General features: G+C 67.4%; 20 protein-coding genes and 1 pseudogene. 10 read left to right on the top strand and 11 right to left on the bottom strand.

The window, feature by feature from the left end:
• The first annotated feature begins 215 nt into the window (after positions 1-215).
• Positions 216-713, top strand: a complete 498-nt coding sequence (locus tag AC07O3_RS30295) for a low molecular weight protein-tyrosine-phosphatase (RefSeq protein ID WP_495341081.1) — start codon at positions 216-218, stop codon at positions 711-713.
• On the opposite strand, the gene AC07O3_RS30290 is transcribed toward AC07O3_RS30295, so the two are convergent.
• From AC07O3_RS30290 to AC07O3_RS30240, 11 genes and pseudogenes are all read right to left on the bottom strand, one after another.
• Positions 679-1,998, bottom strand: coding sequence for an autotransporter family protein (locus AC07O3_RS30290; protein ID WP_495341080.1), 1,320 nt, complete (start codon positions 1,996-1,998; stop codon positions 679-681). The two genes, AC07O3_RS30295 and AC07O3_RS30290, sit on opposite strands and share 35 nt — an antisense overlap.
• 50 nt (positions 1,999-2,048) lie before the next feature.
• A pseudogene (locus AC07O3_RS30285) lies at positions 2,049-2,183 on the bottom strand (ESPR-type extended signal peptide-containing protein); the annotation flags it as partial.
• A gap of 136 nt (positions 2,184-2,319) precedes the next feature.
• Positions 2,320-2,739, bottom strand: a complete 420-nt coding sequence (locus AC07O3_RS30280; RefSeq protein ID WP_495341079.1) for an acyl-CoA thioesterase — start codon at positions 2,737-2,739, stop codon at positions 2,320-2,322.
• Entirely contained in the window at positions 2,739-4,040 is a 1,302-nt protein-coding gene (locus AC07O3_RS30275; protein ID WP_093058852.1) for a TRAP transporter large permease, read from the bottom strand. Before AC07O3_RS30275 ends, AC07O3_RS30280 begins: the two co-directional genes overlap by 1 nt.
• Positions 4,037-4,561: a TRAP transporter small permease gene (locus AC07O3_RS30270; RefSeq protein WP_256216979.1), complete on the bottom strand. Its 525-nt coding sequence runs from the start codon at positions 4,559-4,561 to the stop codon at positions 4,037-4,039. The genes AC07O3_RS30275 and AC07O3_RS30270 overlap by 4 nt, the downstream gene beginning before the upstream one ends.
• 3 nt (positions 4,562-4,564) lie before the next feature.
• Complete coding sequence (locus AC07O3_RS30265; RefSeq protein ID WP_256216980.1) at positions 4,565-5,647, bottom strand: TRAP transporter substrate-binding protein; 1,083 nt, start codon at positions 5,645-5,647, stop codon at positions 4,565-4,567.
• A gap of 48 nt (positions 5,648-5,695) precedes the next feature.
• Positions 5,696-6,937, bottom strand: a complete 1,242-nt coding sequence (locus AC07O3_RS30260; protein WP_093058850.1) for an alpha-hydroxy acid oxidase — start codon at positions 6,935-6,937, stop codon at positions 5,696-5,698.
• A 17-nt stretch (positions 6,938-6,954) separates the two neighbouring features.
• Positions 6,955-8,571, bottom strand: a complete 1,617-nt coding sequence (locus AC07O3_RS30255) for an indolepyruvate oxidoreductase subunit beta family protein (RefSeq protein ID WP_495341078.1) — start codon at positions 8,569-8,571, stop codon at positions 6,955-6,957.
• An 11-nt stretch (positions 8,572-8,582) separates the two neighbouring features.
• Positions 8,583-10,742: a thiamine pyrophosphate-dependent enzyme gene (locus AC07O3_RS30250; RefSeq protein WP_354339300.1), complete on the bottom strand. Its 2,160-nt coding sequence runs from the start codon at positions 10,740-10,742 to the stop codon at positions 8,583-8,585.
• Between the two features lie 93 nt (positions 10,743-10,835).
• Positions 10,836-11,447: a c-type cytochrome gene (locus AC07O3_RS30245; RefSeq protein WP_177192877.1), complete on the bottom strand. Its 612-nt coding sequence runs from the start codon at positions 11,445-11,447 to the stop codon at positions 10,836-10,838.
• 29 nt (positions 11,448-11,476) lie between these two features.
• Positions 11,477-12,691 carry a PQQ-dependent sugar dehydrogenase gene (locus tag AC07O3_RS30240; RefSeq protein WP_495341077.1) on the bottom strand — a complete coding sequence of 405 codons (1,215 nt, stop codon included), beginning with the start codon at positions 12,689-12,691 and terminating at the stop codon, positions 11,477-11,479.
• 123 nt (positions 12,692-12,814) lie between these two features.
• Between AC07O3_RS30240 and AC07O3_RS30235 the strand changes: the two genes are divergently transcribed.
• From AC07O3_RS30235 to AC07O3_RS30195, 9 genes are all read left to right on the top strand, one after another.
• Positions 12,815-13,720, top strand: coding sequence for a LysR family transcriptional regulator (locus AC07O3_RS30235; protein WP_371127583.1), 906 nt, complete (start codon positions 12,815-12,817; stop codon positions 13,718-13,720).
• 121 nt (positions 13,721-13,841) lie between these two features.
• Entirely contained in the window at positions 13,842-14,621 is a 780-nt protein-coding gene (locus tag AC07O3_RS30230) for a sulfite exporter TauE/SafE family protein (protein WP_097198502.1), read from the top strand.
• A gap of 186 nt (positions 14,622-14,807) precedes the next feature.
• On the top strand, positions 14,808-16,442 hold the full coding sequence (xdhA, locus tag AC07O3_RS30225; RefSeq protein ID WP_495341076.1) for a xanthine dehydrogenase small subunit: 1,635 nt from the start codon (positions 14,808-14,810) through the stop codon (positions 16,440-16,442).
• A 2-nt stretch (positions 16,443-16,444) separates the two neighbouring features.
• A complete protein-coding gene (xdhB, locus tag AC07O3_RS30220; RefSeq protein ID WP_426389713.1) occupies positions 16,445-18,913 on the top strand; it encodes a xanthine dehydrogenase molybdopterin binding subunit in 2,469 nt (822 codons plus the stop codon).
• 103 nt (positions 18,914-19,016) lie between these two features.
• On the top strand, positions 19,017-20,018 hold the full coding sequence (locus AC07O3_RS30215; protein ID WP_093058842.1) for a LysR family transcriptional regulator: 1,002 nt from the start codon (positions 19,017-19,019) through the stop codon (positions 20,016-20,018).
• Between the two features lie 76 nt (positions 20,019-20,094).
• On the top strand, positions 20,095-21,495 hold the full coding sequence (locus tag AC07O3_RS30210; protein WP_426389710.1) for an NCS2 family permease: 1,401 nt from the start codon (positions 20,095-20,097) through the stop codon (positions 21,493-21,495).
• A 115-nt stretch (positions 21,496-21,610) separates the two neighbouring features.
• Entirely contained in the window at positions 21,611-23,152 is a 1,542-nt protein-coding gene (locus AC07O3_RS30205; protein WP_495341075.1) for an ABC transporter ATP-binding protein, read from the top strand.
• Positions 23,145-24,290, top strand: coding sequence for an ABC transporter permease (locus AC07O3_RS30200; protein WP_093058839.1), 1,146 nt, complete (start codon positions 23,145-23,147; stop codon positions 24,288-24,290). The genes AC07O3_RS30205 and AC07O3_RS30200 overlap by 8 nt, the downstream gene beginning before the upstream one ends.
• A gap of 2 nt (positions 24,291-24,292) precedes the next feature.
• Positions 24,293-25,213, top strand: a complete 921-nt coding sequence (locus AC07O3_RS30195; RefSeq protein ID WP_093179721.1) for an ABC transporter permease — start codon at positions 24,293-24,295, stop codon at positions 25,211-25,213.
• Positions 25,214-25,222 lie beyond the last annotated feature (9 nt).

Here is a 25,222-nt window from a genome sequence, read left to right as displayed (position 1 = left end):
TTTGGGAATGTGGTCGTGAACTCTTACGCGGTCCACGCTACGGCAAATTCTTTTGCATGAAGTCATTATTGTTTTTCTCGTCGTAGTGACTTCGACGCGCTGGTGTGAGATTCAGCTTGCCTGGCCAGGCAGTGCTCAGGATCATTGAGCGAGGTCGCATTGTAGCCTCTCTGCCGCATCCATCAGCTCGCGAAATCATCCAGCCGTTGTCGCATATGAAGAAACTGGCAATTCTGTTTATTTGCACCGGCAACATCTGCCGCTCCCCCACAGCCCACGTCCTGTTGGTGCACAAGGCCCGCGCAGTGGGTTTCCACGTCGAAGTCGACAGTGCAGCCGTCTCCGACGAAGAGCGCGGCAATCCGCCCGATCCACGCTCCGCGGCCGAGGCCAAACGCCGCGGCATCGAGATGCACGCCCATTCCGCGCGGCAGGTCCGCGGGGCCGACTTCGAACGTTTCGACCTGATCATCGGCATGACTGCCCAGCATTGCGCCGCGCTGCGCAGGCTTGCCCCCGCAGGCACGGCCCACAAGGTGCACCTGTTCACCGAATTCGCCGAGGGCGTCGAAGGCGATGTGCCCGACCCCTGGTATGGCGGGCAACAGGCTTTTGTCGAAGTCTTCGACCTGATCGATCTTGGCGTCGATGGCCTGCTGACGAGGCTGGCCGCGCTTGCTACCAGCGCACCCGCACACCCAGCGACGCGTTGATCGAGCTCTTCAAGCGCGCCGCGCCGCCCGAGGCCCACAGCTTGCCCAGCTCCCCGTAGAGCGAGGCGCGCTCGCCGAGAGCGAGCGTCACGCCACCGGCCACTTCGGTGCTGGTCGAGCCCGTTTCGCTGCGGATGGCCGTGCCGCCGCCGAAGTTCAGGAACTGCGTCACGTCGGCACCGCCGGAGGCGTGGAACACGTTGATGCGCCCATAGGGCTGCAGCGTTCCGGCGCCGGTGGCGATCTCGCCCTTGATGCGCACGCCTGCGCGCACGATGAGGCCGTCATGCGGGTCCTGTGTCACCGCGGCGCCGGAGATGCCCGTGTCGTCCATGCGCAGGCGCTGGTGAATGAGCTGCAACTGCGGTTCCACGATCCAGCCGCTGCCGATGCCGAAGGCCTTGCCCACCTCGATGGAGGCCAGCAGGCTCTTGCCCTTGCCCGAGCTGCCGAAGGTCGCGAACGGCTGCACGTTGTAGCGGTGCTGGCCGGCCTGCAGCACGGCATCGGCGTACCAGCCCTCGTCGCCGTGCCAGGTGGCGTAGGCGCCGAGGTAGCGGCTGCGCAGGTCGTTGGAACCCACGTCCAGCCCCTGGATGCCGCGCGCGAAGCCGTTCACGCGGATGTTGCCTTCGAGCTGGCCGACGTAGACGCCCACGTTCCAGCGGGTGTCGGCCCACAGGTCGGTACCGGCCTGGAAGCCGTGGAGGCGACCCTTGCTCTGCGCGTTCGCGGTGCCGTGCTGGCTCGCGTCGATGTCGGTGCTGATCAGGCGGCCCCAGGCGCGGCGACCGCGAGCGCTGGCGCCGTCGGTGGCGAGCCGCGTGTCGTCGCCGCCGCGCAGGTGCAGGTTGCCCAGCATCTCGAGGTTGCCTTGGCGCAGTTGTTGCGCCAGCGCGGCATACAGCGGCACTTCGATGCGGTAGGTAGGCAACCCGCCGATCCCGCCCGGCCCGCCCGGTGTTCCAGGAAGGCCGCCGGTGGTGGAGCGCAGGTACCAGTTCTCGCCGCTGCCGCTGGCATCCGCCGGGTACAGCCGGTACTCGTAGGCGCCAGCGTCCACGTGGCCGCCGGCCAGCGAGAAGGCGTCCCTGGTGGTCTGTGCGGTGGAGGTCGCGCCGTTCAGGGCGCTGATCACCTCGATGCCGTTGCCGGTCGTCAGCGCGCCCAGTCCGCCGAGGTTGATGATCTGCACCGTGGTGCGCCCGCTCGCGGTCGCGCCGGCGTGATCGGCACGCCGGTGCAACTCACCGTGTCGTTGTCGATGGGGGCTGCGGGTGTGCATGCCGCCGCCGCTTCGCCGCTGTGAAACTGCAGCGCCGCCAGCACCGCGAGGGCAGGGAGCACGCTGTGGCATACAGCACCGGTGCTGCCTCTTGTCCTTCCTGAACCACTGCGCTTCGTCAGTTCCGATGCGACCCGGAACTCCCCCGACCGATGATCAAAGATGACACGGTAGACATGGTTCACGGCTCGCCTCCAGCCTTGTAATGGCTGCGATTATTTGTATCGAGGCGTGTGAAATGAAAGGGTACTGAAAGGCTTCACGGAGCGCGAAGCCGCGACGAATGAGGTCCAAGGAATTAACCGGCGTCGCTTGCCGGCGCTATGCGCAGAGTGCGCGAATGTCCGGCGGAATCGGCACCGCGCGGATGCCGCCGCCCTCGCGTTTCGCGCCGAAGATCCGCACCTCTTCGCATTCAAGGATCAGGTCTTCGCCGCGCGTCACGCGGTAGGTCTGCACGAAACTCTTGTCGCGCCACTCGGTGATGCGCACCGCAATCTGCAGCGTGTCCCCATAGCTCGCGGCCTTCACGAAGCGCGTGTGCGTGTCGACCAGCGGCGTGCCGATCACGCCCATCGTCTGGGCCGTTTCCTCCCAGCGCGGCACGCCGCACTCGGCAAAGAAGTGCCGCGATGCCGCATCGATCCAGCGGAAGAAATTGGGAAACCAGACGATGCCGGCGGGGTCGCAATCGCCGAATTCGACGCGTGCGGTGTAGACGATTTCTTTGATACTGTTCATCAGCCCATTCTCGTCGGCAGCCACAGGGCAATGATGGGGAAGGCGATCAGGATCACCAGCCGCACGATGTCGGTCACGATGAACGGCAGCACGCCCTTGAAGATGGTGGTGAAGCTCACGTCCTTCACCACGCTCTTGATGACGAACACGTTCATCCCCACCGGTGGATGGATGAGCCCCAGCTCCACCGTCATCACGATGATCACGCCGAACCAGATGGGGTCGAAGCCCAGGTGCACGATCACCGGGTAGATGATCGGCACGGTCAGGATGATCATCGCCATCGCATCCATCAGGCAGCCCAGCACCAGGTACATGAGCATGATGAGCGCGAGCACGCCATAGCGGCCGATGCCCAGGCCGGTGAGAAATTCGGTGAGCTTCTGCGGGCTTTGCGTGATGGTGAGGAAGTACCCGAACAGCAGCGCGCCGATCAGCACCGTGAACACCGCCGCAGCCGTGCGCGTGGCCGACAGCAGTGCCTCGCGGATCTTCGGGCCGTCGAGCTTGCGCCGCACCAGCCCGAGGATGAACGCGCCGCTCGCGCCCACGCCGCCTGCCTCTGTCGGCGTGAAGAAGCCGCCGTAGAGCCCGCCGATGACGAACACGAACAGCACCAGCGGCGCCCACACGTTCTTCAAATCCTTCAGGCGCTCCGACCACGGCTTGATCTCGCCGCCGGGCAGCCAGTCGGGCCGCAGTTTCACGATGATCGCGATGGTCAGCACGTACATGGCCATCGCGAGGATGCCGGGCACGATGCCTGCCATGAAGAGCTTGCCGATGTCCTGCTGCGTGAGGATGGCGTACACCGCGAGCACGGTCGATGGCGGCAAGATCGCGCCCAGCGTGCCGCCCGCGGCAATCACGCCGGTGGAAAACGACTGCGGATAGTTGAAGCGCCGCATCTCCGGATACGCCACCGCTGAGAACGTGGCGGCCGTGGCTACCGACGAGCCGCAGATTGCCGCGAAGCCGCCGCACGCCACCACGGTGGCCACGCCGAGCCCGCCGCGCAGGTGGCCGATCATCGAGTTCGCAGCCTTGAAGAGTTCACGGCTCACACCCGACACCGATACCAGCGCACCCATCAGCATGAACATGGGGATCACGCCGAAGGTGTAGTCGGTCACGGTGCGCATGGAGGTCTGGCCCACCAGCTTCAGCGCGGGACCGGGCCCGACGAGGTAGCTGTAGCCCACCACGCCGACCAGCCCCATCGCCATGCCGACCGGCACGCGCAACAACATCAAAACGAAGAGGGCGACGAAGCCCAGGATGGCAACTGCATCGGGGCTCATTCATCAGCCTTCTGTTCGGGGTGGATTTCTTCGAGCTGCTCGGGGTGGAAGATCAGCCTGTAGGTGCGGATGGCGATCAGCAGCACCGCGCACACGTCGCCGGCCCAGGCTACCGCGTAGAAGGGCCAGGTCGGAATGTTGAGGTCGTAGGTCTGCACGTTGTCGACGTAGGTGCCGCGCACCTTGTCGAACAGCATGGCGGTCTGCACCGCCACCACGAACAGCAGCACCAGCGTGGCGAACACGTCGATCACGCGCTTCATGCGCGGGCCCGCCGCCGTCCACACGAGGTCGACCGTGATGTGGCCGCCGCGGTAGCTGGTGGCCGCAATGCCCCAGAAGATCAGGATGCCCAGCAGCATGCGGCCGAAATCGTATGCGTCGGGGATCGAGGTGTCGAAGAACTTGCGCAGCACCACGGCCACGAAGATGTTGAGCGCGACGATCCCCACGAAGATGGCGGCAAGCCATTCGATCGTGTTGATCGCGCGGTCCATATAGCTGGCGGACCGTGTAGCCATCGCTCAGAGCGCCGATTTGTATTTGACGAGGCTGGCCTTCAGTGCATCCATGATGGCCTTCGGGTCTTCACCCACCTTCTTCACGCTCTCGGCCCATTGCGCCTCCGAAGGCGCTGCCGCCTTGCGCCATGCATCGAGCTGCTCGGGCGTGAGCTTGTAGATCTCATGCCCCGACAGCGCCGCCATCTTGGCGTGCCCCGCAAACTCGAAGTCGGCCCACGGGCCGGCCACCTTCTGCGCCCATTCGCTGGTGCAGTGGTCGTCGATCACCTTCTTCTGCGCGGTGGACATGGCGTCGTACTTGCCCTTGTTCATCACCCACACGAAGGGCGTGACGTAGAGCGGCGCGTCCATGTGGTACTTCACCACCTTGTCGATGCCGAACAGGCCGATCGATCCCCACGGGAAGGTGATGGCGTCGGCCACGCCGCGCTCCAGCATGTCGCGCGACTCGGGCGCCGAGGCCTGCACGTTGGTGCCGCCCAGCGACGTGATGAGCTGGCCCACGGTGCTGGTGGCCGGGCGCACCTTCATGCCCTTGACGTCGGTGGGCACGGTGATCTTCTTGCGCGAGTGGAAGGTGCCCGGGTCATGCACGAACGCGAAGCAGTACTTCACGTCCTTCATTTCCTTGGCCGCGTAGTTGCGATACCAGGCGTCGATGGCAGCCGAGCCCTCCTTGCCGTTGGCGAACAGGAAGGGCAGCGACGCGCCCGCCATCACCGGGAAGCGCCCCGGTTGGTAGCCGGGGTTCACGTACGAGAAGTCGGCGATGCCGTCGCGCGCCATGTCGTAGTGGTCGAAGGCCTTGCCGAGCTGTTCCGACGGAAACAGGATGGCGGTGATGGTGCCGCCCGATTCCTTCTTGATGTCGTCGGCCCAGGCCTGCAGCGCGGGGTTGAGCGGGTGCTGCGCGGGCACCCAGCTCGACAGCTTGAGCTGCACGGGCTTGTCCTGCGCCTGCACGGCGGGCGTGCCCGCGACGAGCGCGGCGCAGGCTGCGAGCAGGGCAAGGGGCTGGATGCGGCGAGCGACGCGTTGCGGGCGTGGTTTGCCGAGGCGGCGGGGGCGGTGCGTGGTTTGCATGGTCTCCTTCGTTATGGGTAGCGTGTGAAATCGTCGAGTCCGGTGAGCCTAGGCAGGCGCGCGTGCGGGGTAAATGGAGGGTTTCCCGCGCGTGCTTTCCGGAGTTCGTTGTGTGGAGCCGTTCTGTTCGTCGAGCGAACGCGGCGTGGGCCGGTCGACATGGCGCGGCCCGAGCTCGCGTGCATGCGCGGCGCCGAGCAGCGTCATCGTGCGTTCGGTCTCCTGCGCGAGCAGTTGCAGCACCGACAGCGCGCCTCGCTCGCCGTCGCAGGCCAGTCCGTAGATGGGCGGGCGGCCGACGAGGACCGCACGCGCGCCCAGTGCGAGCGCCTTCACGACATCGCTTCCACGCCGGATGCCTCCATCCATGAGCACGGGGATGCGCCCGCCGACCGCATCGGCGATGGCGGGCAGCGCCGCGATGCTGGCCGGTGCCGCATCGAGCTGGCGTCCGCCGTGGTTCGAGACCACGATGCCGTCCGCGCCATGCCGCACCGCGCGCCGCGCGTCTTCCGCGCCGAGCAGGCCCTTGACGAGCAGCGGGCCGTCCCAGAGCTTGCGCAGCCACGCGAGGCTTTCCCATGTCAGCGTGCGGTCCATGGTGCGCGAGAGCAGCGCGGCCTGCGTCTGCGCTGAGACCGGTGCGTCGTCGTCATCTGGCAGCAGATTCGCGAACTGCGGCATGCCACCGCGCGCCAGGCGCAGCAGCCATGCGGGGTGCCGCGCCATGTCGAACACCGTGCCGGGCGTGAGGCGCATCGGCACGCGGAAGCCATGCCGCAGGTCGCGTTCGCGCAAGCCGCCGACGGGCACGTCCACCGTGAGTACCAGCGCCTCGAAGTTGGCTGCGCGCGCGCGGCGCACGATGCGCTCGGCGATGGCGCGCTCGCCCATCACATAGAGCTGCATCCACAGCGTGGCGTCGGGGGCGGCGGTGCGCACGTCCTCGATGCGGGTGTTCGATGCGGTCGAGAGGATGAAGGGCACGCGCGCGGCCTGTGCGGCGCTGGCCAGCAGGGCATCGGCGCGCGGGCGCACAAGGCCGGCCAGCCCGATGGGCGCGACCGCGAAAGGCGCACGCCAGCGTCGGTCGAAGAGTTCGATGCCGATGTCCATCGCGTGCGTGTCGCGCAGGCACTCCGGAATCAGCGGCAATGCTTCGAGCGCATCGCGGTTGCGCCGCAGGCAGCGTTCGTCCTCCGCGCCGCCGTCGACATAGTCGAACACCAGTCGCGGCAGCACGCGCCGTGCGCGGCGGCGGTAGTCCTCGACGTTGAGCAGCTGCGTCATCGTGGGCGCCTTCCGTCTCAGGCGCCGCCGGTCGGCTTGCGCTTCATCCAGCGGATGGGCTGGGCCTTGATGGGGCGTGCGGGCGCGCCATGTTCGACCAGCGCGGCATCGAGCGCCTTGCCCGCGTCGTCAGCCAGTGCGGCCGTGCGCGCGGCGGCCACGGCCAGCGCGCGATCGGCCGGCGCCACGCCGGGCTGTGCGGCGAGGTGGTCGGTCACGTGCAGCAGGTTGTCCTTGCCGCGTTCGTTGGTGCTGCCGTAGCCCTTGATGAGCCGCCCGCACAGCGCGAGTTCGTGGCCCAGCGTCCAGGCTTCGCGCGTGCCGGCTTCCACGGCGGCGAGCCAGCGTTCGATGAGCGCCTGTTCCTCGGCAAAGCGGCTGCCGCGGCGGCGCAGCCAGCGCAGCGAGGCCAGCAGCCGCAGCGAGGCCATGCCGAACACCGAATGACTGCCCACCTTCAGCGGCAGCGCCCACGGCGCGAGGCCGCGCGCCTGCCGGCCCCGGTCCCATGCCGTCACGCGGCGCGAGAGCGAAGGAGGCAGCAGCGCCGCGAACTCGGCGGCACCTGGCTTGAAGTGGTCGTAGACCTTCACGATGTCTTCATCGCCGGCCCGCACCTCCTGCCGCACCCGCTGTGCGCGGCTCGCGCGGCCCTTGAGCGCGGCCACGCGCACGATGTCGTCGAAGGCCATCCACAGCGCGAGCCAGCGCGCGGCCTCGCGGGTGATGGCAAAGCCACGTGCACCGGCCGAATCGGCGGCGCGCTCTGCGTCCAGCACGCGGCCCAGGCGTTCGGCATAGAGCGCGGCGTAGGCGGCGTCCTGATAGTCGAACACGCGGGCGTGGCCGAGCGTGAGCATGTCGTGCACGGCCGGCGGAAAGCGCCGAGCGAGGTCGGCGGGCAGGGCGCTGGCTGGCGGTGGTGCGTCGTTCGTGTCGCCGGCCAGCACGCTGCTGACGAAGGCGGCCTGTGCGCGCGGGGCGCTCACCGCGTCGAAGGCTGCCGCGAAGCCCCGCAGGCTGGCGGCGGCCATCTTGCCGAGCTTGTCCGGCGCGCTCGTGTCGCCGCCGCGCACAACGTGCTCGTAGGCCTCGCGTGGGAACGGAAACAGCCCGCTGCCCGCGATGGCGCCGAGCATCACCGCGCTGACCACCGTGCCGCTGTCGCGCGCGATGGCGTTCATGTCGAACACATGATGCTCGCGGCTGAAGGCCTTCACCACGTCGAGAAGTCGTTGCGCGTCGGCGCGGCCGTCGCCGGGCTCCATGCGCTCGGCCGTCGTGAAGATGCGCGCCGACGAACTGATGACCAGCGTGCGCAGCGGCGCGCTCATGCCGTTGCCGATCTGCCGCGCGGTTTCGAGCAGCTCCGACGAGACGATCGCGTCAAGCGCGCCCGGCACCGGGCTCAGGCTGAACACGGGGCGCTTGCCGCCGAGCTGCGCGAGCGGCACGGGGAACACTTCGAGGTAGTAGGTGGTGGCGCCCGTGCGCTGCGCCACGCCGGGAATCGACGTGCTCTGCGCCGCGTAGCCGGCGTGGCGTGCGATGTCGACCAGCCATTCGGTCAGCACGCCGCCGCCTTCGCCGCCGAGGGCGCAGACGAGCAGGGTGAGGGGGCGGTTCTGTTCCATGCCTTCGCTCCTCACGCCGGTTGCAGCGCGCGAACGACCGCACCGCGCAGCCCATGCAGCAGTCGCTCATGCCACTTCGGGTTCTGCACCACCTCGGCCCGGTAGAAGCTCGGGCACAGCGTAGCCGCATGAGCATTCGCGCCGCACAGCCCGCAGCCCACGCAGCCGTCGATCACGGTGGCAACGGGGTCCACCTTCAGCGGATCGGGGTTGTCCTTGAGCGTGAGCGTCGGGCAGCCCGACAGGCGGATGCAGGCGTGGTCGCCGTTGCACACGTCCTCGTCGACGCCGTACTTCACGCGCACCACGCGCTCGCCTTTCTTCAGCAACCCGGCAATCCACGGCTTGATGCGGCGCTGGCGCTCCAGCTGGCATTCGCCCTCGGCGATCACCACCTTCAGGCCGTTGAAATCGCTGGTGAGCGCCTCGGTCAGCGTCTTGCGCATGCGCTCCACGTCGTAGGTGGTGACGGTGCGCATCCACTTCACGCCCAGGCCCTTGAGCGTGTCTTCTATGGTCTGGTTCTTGTCGACCAGGCTCTGCTGCTTGTCGACGGCGCGCTCCTTGATCTCGTCGTCGGGCGTCGAGATGATGTCCTGCGTGCCGGTGGCCGAGGTGTAGCCGTTCTTGAAGATCAGCAGCACCGCGTCGTCGCCGTTGAACAGCGCGCTCTGCACGCCCGTGAGCAGGCCGTTGTGCCAGAAGCCGCCGTCGCCCATGATCGACAGCGTGCGGCGGTTCATCATCGGCGCCACGCCTGCACGGCTCGCCAGGCTCATGCCGTAGCCCAGGATGGAGTGGCCCATCGAGAACGGCTCGAAGGTGCCGAAGGCATGGCAGCCGATGTCGGCCGCGATGTGCACCGGCCCTGTTTCCTGCTGCGCGAGCTTCAACGCCGAGAACACAGGCCGTTCGGGGCAGCCGATGCAGAAGCTCGGCGGCCGGTTGGGCAGCGGCGCGCTCAGGCTGCGCGCAACGGCTTCGCGGCGCTCGCGGTTGCCGGCCAACCAGGCCTGCGCCGAAGACGAGGCTTCGCTTGCTTCGATGTACTTCGCGGCAAAGGTGCCGATGCCGCCCGACAGCACCTCGACGCCGTACTCGCCCGCCGACGGCAGCATGTCCTTGCCGTGCAGCGGCGTCTGGATGTCGCGCCGGCGCAGCAGCGTGGCAATGTCCTGCTCGATGTACTCGGGCTGGCCTTCTTCCACCACAAGCACCGCGCGCTTGCCTACGCAGAAGTCGGCGACCTGTTCAGGTACCAGCGGGTAGGTGACGTTGAGCACGAGGATCGGGATGTCCGTCTCGCCGAAGGCATCGGCCAGCCCCTGCTGTTGCAGGCTGCGGATCAGCGCGTTGTAGAGCCCGCCCTGCACCACGATGCCAAGGTCGGCGTGGCGCTGGCCCGGTATCAGCTCGTTGAGGCCGTGTTCGACGATGTAGCGCCGCGCCGCCGGAATGCGCTCGTCGCCCTTGAGCTTCTCGTGCCGGAAGGTGACGGGTGGATGTGCGAGCCGCATGTAGTCGAAGCCCGCCGGCTCCGTCATCAGCGCGCGGGTCGAAATGGCGGGCGCCATGTTGTCCTTGCATTCGAAGCTGCCGCGCACGTGGCAGGTGCGGATGCGCAGCTCCATCAGGCAGGGCATGTTCGAGCTTTCGGAGAGGCGGAAGCCTTCCTCGACCATGCGCACCATCACGCCGAGGTCGGGCCGCGGGTCGAGCAGGCACATGCTCGACTTGAGCGCGTAGGCATGCGTGCGCTCCTGGATCACGCTGGCGCCTTCGCCGTAGTCCTCGCCCACCACGATCAGCACGCCGCCGGTCACGCCCGGCGAGGACAGGTTCGACAGCGCATCGGCCGCCACGTTGGTGCCGACGATGGACTTCCACGTGACCGCGCCGCGCAGCGGGTAGTGAATGGACGCGCCGAGCATTGCCGCGGCCGAGGCCTCGTTGGAGCAGGCCTCCACGTGCACGCCCAGCTCGTCCATGTAGGCCTTGCCCTGGACCATCACGTCGAGCAGGTGCGACACCGGCGCGCCCTGGTAGCCGCCGACGTAGGCCACGCCCGATTGCAGCAGGCCCTTGGTGATCGCGAGGATGCCCTCGCCGTGAAAGGTGTCGCCTGCGCCGAGACGCAGCATTTCCACTTCCTTGCTGAATGAGACTTCCAAGAGATTCGGCTCCGATGTTCGTTGGGGGGAGGGTTCGGGGTGCGCAGTGCCGGCACCGTGCATCCGCCGGTGCTGCACGCCGGAAGAGGGCGTTTATTTGGGAGGCGGCTTGGGCGCCGCGCCGGGAAAGCGCGCCACGTAGTAGGCGAGGGTGTCCAGGTCTTCCGGCGGAACGCGGCCCACCGCTTCGCCCATGGCCTGGGTGTAGCCCGGGCGCTTGCCCGTGCGAAAGCCTTGCAGGGACAGTTGCAGATAGTCCTCGTGCTGCTGTGCGATGCGCGGCACCTGCTGGCCGCCGCTCAGGTCGGCGCCGTGGCAGAGCAGGCAGCGATGTTCCTGCGCCAGCGCCTGGCCGCGCGCCATGCGCGCCGCGTCGGCCGGCGCGGCAGGCGGCGGGGGAGGCACCGCGGGCAGGGTGGCGATGAAATCGGAGAAGCCACGCAGGTCCTCGTCCTTCATGGTTTTCGCCACCGCCGTCATCGCGGGGTTGTCGCGCCGGCCTTCACGGAAGAGATACAGCTGCGTGATCGCGTAGAACGAATGCTGCCCCGCGAGCACCGGCGTGCCTGCCATGTCGCTGCGGCCGTTGGCGCCGTGGCATGAAGCGCAGAGCTCGGCGTAGCGCTGGGCGTAGCCGCCCTTTGCCGCCTGCGTGCCCTGTGCACCGGCCGACGATGCTGCGGCCGCCATGATCATTGCCGCCATCGCGTGTCGAAAGAGAAGGCCCGCTGGTGTCATCGGCCGCCGTAGCTGATGCGGTAGATCGCGCCGGCGTGGTCGTCGCTCACGAGCATCGAGCCGTCCTTCAGCACCAGGAAGTCCACCGGCCGGCCGAGGTAGGTGTTGTTCTCGACGAAGCCGGTCATGAAGGGCTCGACCTTCGCGCCGCCTTTGCCGTCGGGCCAGGCGACCGCGATGTCGGCGTACTTGACGGTGCGGTTCCACGGGCCGTGGCGTGCGATGAACATGGCGCCGCGGTACTTGGCCGGGAACATCTTTCCCTTGTAGAAGGTGAGGCCCAGCGCGGCGGCGTGCGGGCCGAGCAGCGCGGCGGGCTTCACGTAGTCGTTGCAGCTCTTGCCCCAGCCGAATTCGGAGTCGGCGATGTTGCCCTGGTGGCAGTACGGGTAGCCGAAGTGCTGGTCGGGCCTGGTCACCACGTTCAGCTCGTCGTTCGGCAGGTCTTCGCTGAGCCAGTCGCGGCCGTTTTCGGTGAACCAGAGGTTGCCGGTCTTGGGGTCGAAGTCGAAGCCCACCGTGTTGCGCACGCCGCGCGCCACGGTCTCGATGCCGCTGCCGTCGGGGTTCATGCGGAAGATGCGCGCGTGCGCGTCGTCGGGCTCGCACAGGTTGCAGGGCGCGCCGACCGCGTAGTAGAGCTTGTCGTCGTGCATGCGCAGGTAGCGCCAGCTGTGGTCCTGCCCGCCGGGCAGCTTGTCGTTGAGCACCACGGGCGTGCCGGGGTTGTCGAGCTTGTCCTCGATGCCGTCGTAGCGAACGATCTGCTTGTGGGTCGCGAGGAAGAGCGCACCCTTGTAGAACTCGATGCCGGTGGCGAACTCGGTCTTGTCGATGATGGTCTTGGGCTTGCGGTCGCCCTTCTCGGCAATTGCATAGACCTTGTTGCCCACGAAGAGCGTGCTCACGAACACCGTGCCCTTGGCGCCCTGGCGCAGCTCGCGCGCGTCGAGCACGCCCGAGGCCCAGGTCTCGACCTTGAAGCCGGGCGGCAGCTTGAACTTGGCCGTGGGCAACTGGTCGGCCGCGGTCGGAATCGGGAAGGAGGGCACCGGCGCCATGCGCGTGGCGGCTTCGTTCTTCGGCCTGCCCTTGGCCCAGCCCGGCTCTTCGGTGGGCGGCTGCTGGGCCCATGCGGTAACGGCTGTGCAGAGAAGGGCGGCGAGCGCCGCATGCGCGCGGAACGCGCCGAATGCACGAATCGGGGCCATGTCTTGTCTCCTTCTTGTCGTGGGGCTGTCCGGTCGCGGGGGGCGATCCGGACAACGCCCGCCAGTGTGCGTGGCGCTGCTGCAGCGTTCAATAAAATAATCGAGCTAAGTAATATGAATAGCATGCATATGGAAACGCTCGACCTCAACCTGCTGCGGCTGTTCGACGCGGTCTACCGCGAGCGCAACGTGAGCCGCGCCGCCGAATCGCTGGGCCTCACGCAGCCGGCAGCCAGCCACGGCCTGGGCCGCCTGCGGCTGCTGCTTGCCGATGCGCTCTTCACCCGCGCCCCCGGCGGCGTGGCGCCAACGCCGCGCGCCGACCGGCTGGCGGTGGCCGTGCAGGCGGCGCTGAGCGTGCTGGAAGAGGCGCTGCACGAGTCCGACCACTTCGAGCCGCTGGTGTCGCGCAAGACCTTCCGCATTCACATGAGCGATATCGGCGAAGGGCGCTTCCTGCCGGCGCTGATGGCGCGGCTGCGCGAGTTGTCGCCGGGGGTGAGGGTCGAGACCATGCCGCTGGCGCCGGGCGACATCGCCACCGGCCTGGATGGCGGCAAGGTCGATTTCGCCTTCGGCTTCCTGCCGCGAGTGAAGGACACCCAGAGTACGCAGCTGCTGAAGGACCGCTACATCGTGCTGCTGCGAAAGGATCATCCCTTCGTGAAGCGGCGGCGCAGCGGGCAAGCGTTGCTCGAGGCCCTGCAGGAACTCGAGTACGTGGCGGTGCGTACGCATGCCGACACCCTGCGCATCCTGCAGCTGCTGAACCTCGAAGACCGGCTGCGGCTGACGACCGAGCACTTCATGGTGCTGCCGGCGATCGTGCGTGCTACCGATCTGGCGGTGGTGATGCCGCGCAACATTGCGCGTGGCTTTGCGCAGGAGGGGGGCTACGCCATCGTCGAGCCGCCGTTTCCGCTGCGGGACTTCACGGTGTCGCTGCACTGGAGCAAGCGCTTCGAGGCCGATCCGGGGAACCGGTGGCTCAGGCAGGTCATCGTCGAGCTGTTCTCGGAGAAGCCGTGAATTCGTGAGTTGGCGCGCGGTTATTCTTGGGTGGCCGCCGCCTCTGCGCTTCCCGTTGCCCTGATTGCTTTCGAATGTTCGTTTTGCTCCCCCTTTCCCCCGCACTCTGAAGACGCAGCCGGTGCAAGAAGTTCTTTCCCAGGCCGGCCCCGTGCTGGTCTTCATGGCCTGCGTGGCGCTCGCCACCTATGCGCAGAACCTGACCGGTTTTGCATTCAGCCTCATCCTGCTCGGGCTGGTGTCGGTGTTCCATATCGCCAGCGTGAGCGACACCGCCAACGCCGCCACGGTGCTGAGCCTGATCAATGCGTGGACGTATTTCCGCGCCCGGCCCGGCGTGGTGCCCTGGCAGCTGATGAAGCCGGCGCTCAATGGCAGCACGGTAGGCGTGATCGTGGGCCTGATGCTGCTCACATGGCTCAGCGGCGGGGCGGTCAACTGGCTGCGCGGGCTGCTGGGCGTGTCGATCCTGGGCTGCTCCGTGCTGCTGGTGCTGCAGGGCAAGCCGCTGCCGGTGGTGTCGGGGCGCACGAGCTTTGCCGTCATCGGCGGGTTGTCCGGTGTGCTGGGCGGGCTGTTCTCGAGCTCGGGGCCGCCCATCGTCTTCCATATGTACCGCCAGCCGCTGGATCGCGAGCTGGTGCGCCGCGCGCTGCTGCTGATGTTCGCGTTCAACTCGCTCGTGCGGCTGGTGATCGTGGTGCCGACAGGGCATTTCTCGTGGCATGCGGCGCTGCTCGCCGGGTGCGCGATGCCGGTGGTCTACGGGGTGACGCGTGTGCACCACCGGTTGCCGAACAAGCTGCGGCCGCGTACGCTGAAGTGGCTGGTCGGCGGCTTGCTCGCAGCGGCGGGCTCGACGCTGATCGCCTCCGCGTGGGTGGCCATCGCGCACGGCTGACCACCGCCTGGGCCACGGCACCGCCCGGTGTGTGGCCCGGTAATTGCAGCGCATGCGCAAGGGTTTCCCCGTACGTGGCATACCGACCCCCACATACGCGTTATGGGCCCCTCCGTATGCACGACGCCGAACAAGCCGCTAACGTCCATGACTGACCCACGACGGGTCCCCCACGAGCCCAAAAGCATGAGCACCGACAGCAGCAGTAGCAGCCAGATTCACCCGATCCGCTTTTTCCATCGCGGAAAGATCGTCGACGTCACCGGCGTCCACCCGACCCGTTCCGTGCTCGACTGGCTGCGCGAGGACGCCCGTTGCACCGGCACCAAGGAAGGCTGCAACGAAGGCGACTGCGGCGCCTGCACCGTCGTCATCGGCGAACTCGCAACCGACCCGAACGCCCCGGGCGCCGTTGGCGGCCTGAACCTGCAGACGGTCAACGCCTGCATCCAGTTTCTTCCCACGCTGCACGGCAAGGCCCTGTTCACGGTCGAAGACCTCAAGGCGCAGACCCAGTGCCAGGCCAAGGCACAGGACAGCAACATCGCCAAGAAGCACCCCGTGCACACGCTGCACCCGGTCCAGCAGGCCATGGTCGACTGCCACGGCTCCCAGTGCGGCTTCTGCACGCCCGGCTTCGTGATGTCGCTGTGGGCCACCTACGAGCACCACCAGGCCGAAGGCACGCAGCCCACCCGCCAGCAGCTGGCCGACGACCTCTCCGGCAACCTGTGCCGCTGCACCGGCTACCGGCCGATCCTCGATGCCGGCCAGCGCATGTTCGACCTGCCTTCGGTTCGCCTCGACACCCAGCCCGTGGTCGCAGCGCTCACCGCCCTGCAGAACGACGGCCTGGACCTGAACTACGCCGCCCCGCTCGGCGCCCGCATCGACCACTTCCACGCCCCCAAGACCCTGGCCCAGCTCGCCGCGCTGCGCGAACAGAAGCCACGCGCCCAGCTGCTGGCCGGTTCGACCGACGTCGGCCTCTGGGTCAACAAGCAGTTCCGCGACCTGGGCGACATCATCTACGTGGGCGACGTGGCCGAAATGAAGACGATCGAAGACCGCCCGAACAATGCAGGTGGCGAGCTCTACATCGGCGCGGGCGCCTCGCTCGAATCCGCCTTCGCCGCACTGGTCGAGCGCGTGCCCAGCCTGGCCGAGGTGTGGCTGCGCTTCGCCTCGCCGCCGATCCGCCACGCAGGCACCATGGGCGGCAACGTGGCCAACGGTTCGCCCATCGGCGATTCGCCGCCGGTGCTGATGGCGCTCGACGCACAGATCGAACTGCGCCGCGGCGATGTGGTGCGCCGCATGCCGCTGCCCGAGTTCTATCTGGACTACATGAAGAACCAGCTGCAGCCCGGCGAATTCGTCCAGGGGCTGGCCGTTCCGCATGCCGCGCTGCGCCGCCAGATTCGCGCCTACAAGATCAGCAAGCGCTTCGACTGCGACATCTCGGCGCTGTGCGCGGGCTTCGCCATCGAGCTCGAAGCCGGCAGCGACACGGTGAAAGCCGTGCGCCTGGCCTTCGGCGGCATGGCCGCTACCGTCAAGCGCGCCGCGAATGCCGAGGCTGCGTTGCTCGGCAAGCCGTGGACGCAGGCCAGCGTGGCCACTGCCAAGCTGGCGCTTGCGCAGGACTTCAAACCGCTGTCGGACATGCGAGCATCGGCCGACTACCGGCTGCAGGTGGCGCAGAACCTCATTCAGCGCCTCTGGCTCGAAACCCGCGCCGAAGACGCCCTGTCGCTGGAAGAAACCAGCGTCTGGAGCGTGATGCCCCACGCGACCCCGGCTGCTGCCGCAGGAGTCTGACCATGAACAAGCCCATCGACGCCCGCCTGCTGCAGCCCTCCGAGGCCTTTGCCGACTACCTGACCAACACCGCCGCCCGCATCGACGTGGGCGCTGAAGCGCTGGCGCACGAGCGCGGCATGCGCGTGGGCATCAGCCGGCCGCACGAATCGGCGCACCTGCACGTGGCCGGTGAAGCGACTTACATCGACGATATTCCCGAGCTCACCGGCACGCTGCATTGCGCGCTGGGCCTGTCGCCGGCCGCGAATGGCCGCGTCACGGCGCTGTCGCTCGACGCCATCCGCGCCATGCCGGGCGTGGTCGCCGTCATCACGGCCGACGACATTCCGGGCACCAACGACTGCGGCTCGATCATTCACGACGACCCGATCCTGCTGCCCGTGAACGACGGCGGCGAGATCCGCTACCTCGGCCAGCCGGTGTTCGCCGTGATCGCCGAAACCCGCGCCGACGCGCGCCGCGCCGCCGCGAAGGCCAAGGACGCGCTGACCATCGAGGCCCAGCCGCCCGTGCTCACGCCGCAGGCCGCGCACGAACGCGGCCAGTACGTGGTGCCGCCGATGCACATCGTGCGCAGCGGCGGTGCCGCCAACGAAGGCGACGAGGCCGCAGTGCGCACCGCCATCGCCAACGCGCCGCATCGCCACAAGGCCACGCTCGACGTGGGCGGGCAGGAACAGTTCTATCTCGAAGGCCAGATCAGCTACGCCATTCCGAAGGAAGGCGGCGCGCTGCACATCCATTGCTCCACGCAGCACCCGAGCGAGATGCAGCACCTGGTGGCGCATGCGATGCACCTGCAGTCGAACGAAGTGCATGTGGAATGCCGGCGCATGGGCGGCGGCTTTGGCGGCAAGGAGTCGCAGTCGGCACTGTTCGCCTGCGTGGCGGCCATTGCGGCGCGTCAGCTGCAGCGCCCCGTGAAGCTGCGGCTCGACCGCGACGACGACTTCATGGTCACGGGCCGGCGTCACTGCTTCTGGTACGAGTACGAAGTCGGCTACGACGACGAAGGCCGCATCCTCGGCGCAGAGATCACGATGGTCTCGCGCGCCGGCCACTCGGCCGACCTGTCGGGCCCGGTGATGACGCGTGCGCTGTGCCACTTCGACAACGCCTACTGGCTGCCCAACGTGACCATGCACGGCTTCTCGGGCAAGACGAACACGCAGAGCAACACGGCCTTCCGCGGCTTCGGCGGTCCGCAGGGCGCGATCGCCATCGAGAACATCATGGACTCGGTGGCCCGCGAGCTGAAGCGCGACCCGCTCGATGTGCGGCGCGTCAACTTCTATGGCAAGGCGGAGAACAACGTCACGCCGTATCGCCAGACCGTCACCGACAACATCGTCCACGAACTCGTGGCCGAGCTGGAAGCCAGCAGCGACTACCGCGCGCGGCGCGAAGACATCGCGGCCTTCAACAAGAAGAGCACGGTGCTCAAGCGCGGCCTGGCACTGGCACCGCTGAAGTTCGGCATCTCGTTCAACGTGAAGCACTTCAACCAGGCCGGCGCGCTGGTGCACGTGTACACCGACGGCTCGATCCTCGTGAACCACGGCGGAACCGAGATGGGGCAGGGCCTCAACACCAAGGTGGCGCAGGTGGTGGCGCACGAGCTGGGCGTGAGCTTCGAGCGCGTGCGCGTCACGGCGACCGACACGACCAAGGTGGCCAACACCTCGGCCACTGCCGCGTCGACCGGTGCCGACCTGAATGGCAAGGCCGCGCAGGACGCAGCCCGCCAGATTCGCGAGCGCCTGGCCGAGAGCGCGTCCGAGCGCCATGGTGGCAAGGCCAGTGAAGTGCGCTTTGCCAACGACAAGGTCGAGGTCAACGGCCGCACGCTGGCTTTCAGCACCGTGGTGGGCGAGGCGTATCTCGACCGCAAGCAGCTGTGGTCCGACGGCTTCTACGCCACGCCCGGCCTGAGCTGGGACAAGGACAAGATGCAGGGCCGCCCGTTCTACTACTACGCCTACGGCGCGGCGGTGAGCGAAGTGATCGTCGACACGCTCACCGGCGAGTGGAAGCTGCTGCGCGCCGACATCCTGCACGACGCGGGCAAGTCGCTGAATCCGGCGGTGGACATCGGACAGGTCGAAGGTGCCTTCATCCAGGGCATGGGCTGGCTCACCACTGAAGAGCTGGTGTGGCACCCGCAAAGCGGCAAGCTCACCACGCACGCGCCCAGCACCTACAAGATTCCGACCGCCAACGACTGCCCGCCCGTGTTCAACGTGCGTTTGTTCGAAGGCCAGAATTTCGAAGACTCCATTCACCGCAGCAAGGCCGTGGGCGAACCGCCGCTGCTGCTGCCGTTCTCGGTGTTCTTCGCGATCCGCGATGCGGTGTCGGCGGCCGGTGGGCACAGGGTCGATCCGCCGCTGAAGGCGCCGGCCACCAGCGAGTCGATCCTCCGAGCCATCACCGCCGTGCAGGCGGTGGAACCCGCATCGGCCGAATGACAGCGGGCCGTGCTCGCACGGTCCGAGCTTCACTTCCACACCCGGTTTCGCCAAATGCTGCGCTGTATAACTGTTCGCACAGACAAGAAAGGTGTGAACAGCCATGAGAGACCAGGCGCTTTTCGACAAGATCGATCTTCATTTGATCCGGGTGCTTCACACCGTGCTGACCGACCGCAGCGTCTCGCGCGCAGCCATCCGCCTGGGCATGTACCAGCCGGCCGTCTCGGCCGCGCTGAAGCGCCTGCGCGAGCTGTCGGGCGATCCGTTGCTGGTGCGCTCGGGCTCGGGCATGGTGCCCACCGACGCGGGGCTGCGCATGATCGAGCCGGCTGCGAGCATTCTTCGCGCGGCCGAGATGCTGTTCTCGGATGCGAGGGGCTTCGAGCCGCAGTCGGCGGCCACCACCTTCCGCATCGCGGCCAGCGACTACATGGACCCGCTGTTCCTGCCCATGCTGGTGGCGCAGGTCAAGCGCGACGCGCCGCTGTGCCAGATCGAGATCCACGCACTCTCGCCCGACTCGGACTACCACGGGCACCTGGCGCTCGGCCAGGTCGATCTGGTGATCGGCAACTGGCTCAAGCCACCAGAAGACCTGCACATGGCGCGGCTCTTCGGCGACGAGGTGGTGTCGCTGGTCAACAAGGACCATCCGGCGGTGCGCCGCGGCTGGGATCTGGAGACATGGCTTGCGGCAGAGCACATCGCGCCCACGCCCATGCACCCGGGCGGGCGCGGCATCATCGACCAGATGCTCGACGAGCTGGGTCGGCAGCGCAACATCACGGCGCGCTGCGCGCACTTCAGCCTCATTCCGGACATGGTGGCTTCGAGCCTGCTGGTGCTGACCACCGGGCGCCAGTACTGCGAGCGTTTTGCGTCGCGGCTGCCGCTGAAGATTCTCGATTGCCCCGTGGCGCTGCCGCGCCTCATGTACTACCAGCTCTGGCACGAACGCACCCATTCGTCGAGCTCTGCGCGCTGGCTGCGCGAATGCATCAAGGACGTGGCGGCTTCGCTGCGGCCTCCGGCTTCCGCCATACCCGGTGTATCTGGCGCCGCGGCGCGCCCGCCCGCCGCCCCTGAAACCCCGGATCCCTGAGAAAACCCCGTTCGCGCCGGCGTCGTGAGCGGGGGAACGATGAAAACCGCCACTACAACAGCTGGAGACAAGCGAAATGAGTACGTTGGAACAGGCGCCGAAAGGCGCCGAGCCCCGCATCCCGGGGCATGTCGAGTCCGCGCGTCCGCGTGCGGCTGTGGGCAGCGCAAGCGGCTCGGGCCTGCTTGAACGCCTGTTCAAGCTCAGTGCGCACAACACCACCGTGCGCACCGAGGTCATCGCGGGGCTCACCACCTTCCTGACGATGGCCTACATCATCTTCGTGAACCCGTCGATCCTCGGGGACGCGGGCATGCCGAAGGGCGCGGTCTTCGTCGCCACCTGCCTGATTGCCGCGCTGGGCACGCTCATCATGGGCCTGTACGCCAACTACCCGATTGCCATGGCGCCGGGCATGGGCCTGAACGCCTACTTCGCCTACGTGGTGGTGCTGGGCATGGGCTACACGTGGCAGGTTGCGCTGGGCGCGGTGTTCATCTCGGGCTGCCTGTTCCTGATCGTCACGGTCACGGGGTTGCGGGAGCTTTTCATACAGGGCATACCGCAGTCGTTGCGAACTGCGATCACCGTGGGCATCGGCATGTTCCTGGCGCTCATCGCGCTGAAGAGCGCCGGCGTGGTGGCAGCATCGCCCGCCACTTTCGTCACGCTGGGCGACCTGCACTCGGCACCGGTGGTGCTGGCGACGCTGGGCTTTCTCATCATCGTGGCTCTCGACAAGCTCAAGGTGCGCGGCGCGATCCTGATCGGCATCGTCACGGTGACGGTGCTGTCGTTCTTCTTCGGCGGCAACAAGTTCCATGGTGTGTTCGATGCGCCGCCGTCCATCGCGCCCACCTTCATGCAGCTCGACATCCTGGGCGCGCTCAAGGGCGGCATCCTGAACGTGGTGCTGGTGTTCTTCCTGGTCGAGATGTTCGACGCCACCGGCACGCTGATGGGCGTGGCCAAGCGCGCCGGCCTGCTGGTGCCGGGCAAGATGGAGCGCATGAACAAGGCGCTGCTGGCCGACAGCGGCGCGATCTTCGCCGGCTCGCTGCTCGGCACCTCGAGCACCACGGCTTATGTGGAAAGCGCTGCGGGCGTGCAGGCGGGCGGCCGCACCGGCCTCACGGCCGTGGTGGTGGCGCTGCTGTTCCTGGCCTGCCTGATGATCTCGCCGCTGGCGGGCTCGGTGCCGGCCTATGCCACCGCGCCGGCGCTGCTCTTCGTGGGCTGCCTGATGCTGCGCGACCTGGTCGAGCTCGACTGGGAAGACACCACCGAGGTGATCCCCGCCGCGGTGACCGCGCTGACGATGCCCTTCACCTACTCGATCGCCAACGGCCTGGCCTTCGGCTTCATCACGTACGCCGTGCTGAAGCTCTGCACCGGCCGGGCACGGGAAGTGCATGCGATGGTCTGGGTCATCGCCGCCGTGTTCCTGTTCAAGTTCGCCTATATCGGCGGACACTGATGCAATGAACTGAGCGAAGCGCCGTCGGGCGCCGATGGTCGCGGGAGCACGCTATTAAACTGATAGCTGTTCCCGCTTTGTTGCAGTTGAACGAGACAAATCCACGAAACCCGGCATGACAACCCCCAGACTCCAGCTCGCGAACATCACCAAGCGGTATCCCGCGGTGGTGGCGAACAGCGACATCTCCCTGGCCGTGCAGCCCGGCGAAATCCACGCCGTGCTCGGCGAGAACGGCGCCGGCAAGTCGACCCTGATGAAGATCATCTACGGGTCGGTCAAGCCCGACGAGGGCACCGTGATGTTCGATGGCCACGTCGTCAACCTGCGCAACCCGCAGCAGGCGAGGGCGCTGGGCATCAGCATGGTGTTTCAGCACTTCAGCCTGTTCGACACGCTCACCGTGGCCGAGAACGTCTGGCTGGGGCTCGACAAGTCGCTGCAACTGGCCGAGGTTGCGCGCAGCATCACCGCCAAGGCGAGCGAGTACGGGCTCGACATCGACCCCTCGCGCCCGGTGCACACGCTGTCGGTGGGCGAGATGCAGCGGGTGGAGATCATTCGCGCGCTGCTCACCAACCCCAAGCTGCTGATCCTCGATGAGCCGACCTCGGTGCTCACGCCGCAGGCGGTCATCAAGCTCTTCCATGTGCTGAACAAGCTGGCCTCCGAGGGCTGCAGCATCCTCTACATCAGCCACAAGCTGCACGAGATCCAGGAGCTGTGCAGCGCCTGCACCGTGCTGCGTGGCGGCAAGGTGACGGGGGTGTGCAATCCGCAGAACGAGAGCACGCAGTCGCTGTCGCGGCTGATGATCGGCAGCGAGCCGCCGCCGTTGCAGCACCGGCCGGTGCATGCGGGCGCAGTGGCGCTGCGCGTCGACGGGCTGTCGCTGGCGCGCGAAGACCAGTTCGGCGTGGACCTCGAGGGCATCTCGTTCGAGGTTCGCGCGGGCGAGGTCGTCGGTATTGCGGGCGTCTCGGGCAACGGCCAGCGCGAACTGCTCTACACGCTCTCGGGCGAGGACGTGCGCGCCGAGGCCTCGATGGTCCGGGTGTTCGACAAGCCGGCCGGCCGGCTGCGCCCGCGCTCGCGTCGTGCGCTCGGCCTGCACTTCGTGCCCGAAGAGCGGCTGGGCCGCGGTGCGGTGCCCACGCTGGGGCTCGCGCACAATCTGCTGCTCACGCGCAGCGACGCAGTGGGCCGGGGCGGGTGGATTCGCACCGGCGCGCTCGAGCGCCAGGCCAAGGCCATCATCGAGCGCTTCAAGGTCAAGGCCGGCGGGCCGCGCGCAGCGGCGCGTTCGCTCTCGGGCGGCAATCTGCAGAAGTTCATCGTCGGCCGCGAGATCGACGCCAACCCGAAGCTCTTCATCGTCTCGCAGCCGACCTGGGGCGTGGACGTGGGCGCGGCTGCGCTCATCCATGCGGAGATCCTTGCGCTGCGTGACGCGGGTTGTGCCGTGCTGGTCATCAGCGAGGAGCTCGACGAGCTGTTCAACATCTGCGACCGGCTGCACGTGATCGCCAAGGGGCGGCTGTCGCCCTCCATCGACCGCGCGGCTGCCACGCTGCCGCAGATCGGCGAATGGATGAGCGGCTTGTGGCAGACCTCTGGCAACAATGTTGGCCAGAAGGCGGAGGCCGCCCATGCTTAAGCTCGAACCCCGCCCGGAGCTGTCGCGCTTCTGGAGCTATGCCTCACCGATCCTGGCGCTGCTGATCACCGTGCTGATCGGCGTGGCGCTGTTCGCCGCACTCGGCAAGGACCCGGTCAAGGGCCTGCTGGTGTTCTTCTACGAACCCATCAAGAGCGGCTACGCCATCGGCGAGCTGATGGTGAAGGCGACACCGCTGCTCATCATCGCGCTGGGGCTGGCCGTGTGCTTCCGCTCGAACGTGTGGAACATCGGCGCCGAAGGGCAGTTCGTGTTCGGTGCCATTGCGGCAGGCGGCGTGGCGCTGCTGGCCGACAAGACCACGGGGCAGTGGATCGTGGTGGCCATTTTGCTGGCCGGCATCCTTGGCGGCATGGTGTGGGCGGGCATCGTCGCGTTCCTGCGCGACAAGTACAACGCCAACGAAATCCTGGTGAGCCTGATGCTGGTCTACGTGGCCACGCTGCTGCTGGGCTACATGGTCTATGGACCATGGAAAGACCCGAACGGCTACAACTTCCCGCAGACCAAGACTTTCGAGGCAGTCACGCAGATTCCGCGCTTGTTCAAGGGCTCGCGCGTGAGCATCGGACTGGTCATCGCGCTGGTGGGAGCGGGGGCGCTGTGGGTGTTCCTGTTTCGCACGCGGGCGGGCTTCGCGCAGCAGGTCGGCGGGCTGGCACCGGCGGCATCGCGTTATGCGGGCTTCTCGGCGCGGCGCGCGGTGTGGATTGCGCTGCTGACTTCGGGCGGCGCGGCCGGCCTGGCAGGTGCGCTCGAAGTGGCAGGGCCGCTCGGCCAGCTCACACCCTATGTGCCGGCGGGCTACGGCTTCGCGGCCATCATCGTGGCCTTCGTCGGGCGGTTGCATCCGGTGGGCATGATCTTCTCGGCCATCCTGATGAGCATGTTCTATATCGGCGGTGAGCTTGCGCAGTCGCGGCTGGGCCTGCCCAAGTCGCTGACCGGTGTGTTCCAGGGGCTGCTGCTGTTCACGCTGCTGGCTTGCGACACGCTCATCGCGTACCGCATCCGGCGCAAGGCGGCCGCGAAGGCCGCCACCATGACCACCGCCTCGCTGCAAGCGAGCACGCCGATCACCGCACCCGTCGCGCGTGCCACCGAAGGGAGCCACTGAACATGGAAAGCTACGCACTCCTGCTCGGCTCCACGCTGAGCGCGGGCACCGTGCTCGCCATCGCGGCGCTGGGCCTGCTCATCAACGAGAAGGCCGGCATCGTCAACCTCGGCGCCGAGGGAATGATGCTGTGCGCAGCGATCGCCGGCTTCGCAACGGTCGTCACCACGCACAACCCCTGGCTCGGCTTCCTGGCCGGCATGGCGGCGGGCGCCTTGCTCGCAGCCTTCTTCGGCGTGCTGGTGATCTGGCTCAACACCAACCAGTACGCAACGGGCCTGGCGCTGAGCCTGTTCGGCGTCGGCTTCTCTGCCTTTGCCGGCATCAACTTCGTGCAGGCCAAGCTGCCGGAAAGCACGTCGTACGCGATCCCCGTGTTGAGCGACATTCCGCTCGTTGGCCCCGCATTGTTCCGCCATCACCCGATGGTGTATTTGGCGGTGGTGCTGACCCTGGCGTTGATCTGGTTCCTGTACCGCACGCGTGCCGGCCTGGTGCTGCGCTCGGTCGGCGAATCGCCCGAGTCGGCGCATGCGCTGGGCTACCCGGTGCGGCGCATCCGCTTCATGGCGGTGATTGCGGGCGGCTCGCTGTGCGGGCTCGCGGGCGCGTATCTGTCGACCGTGTATACGCCGCTGTGGGTCGAGGGCATGGTGGCCGGCCGCGGCTGGATCGCGCTCGCGCTCACCACCTTCGCCACCTGGCGGCCGGTTCGCGTGCTGCTGGGCGCGTACCTTTTCGGCGGCGTGTCGATGCTGGGCTTTCATTTGCAGAGCAGCGGCGTCGACGTGCCCTCGCAGTTCCTCAGCATGCTGCAGTACATCGCGCCCATCGTGGTGCTGGCGCTGATCTCGCGCAACCCGGCCTTCATCCGCGCCAACATGCCGGCTTCCATCGGGAAACCGTTCTACCCCGGCTCATAATCGCGTTTC

It is taken from the genome of Variovorax sp. GW821-FHT09D05 (assembly GCF_059416325.1).
Note: the sequence above shows the minus strand (reverse complement) of the source record. Positions and strands in the feature narration are given on the sequence as shown.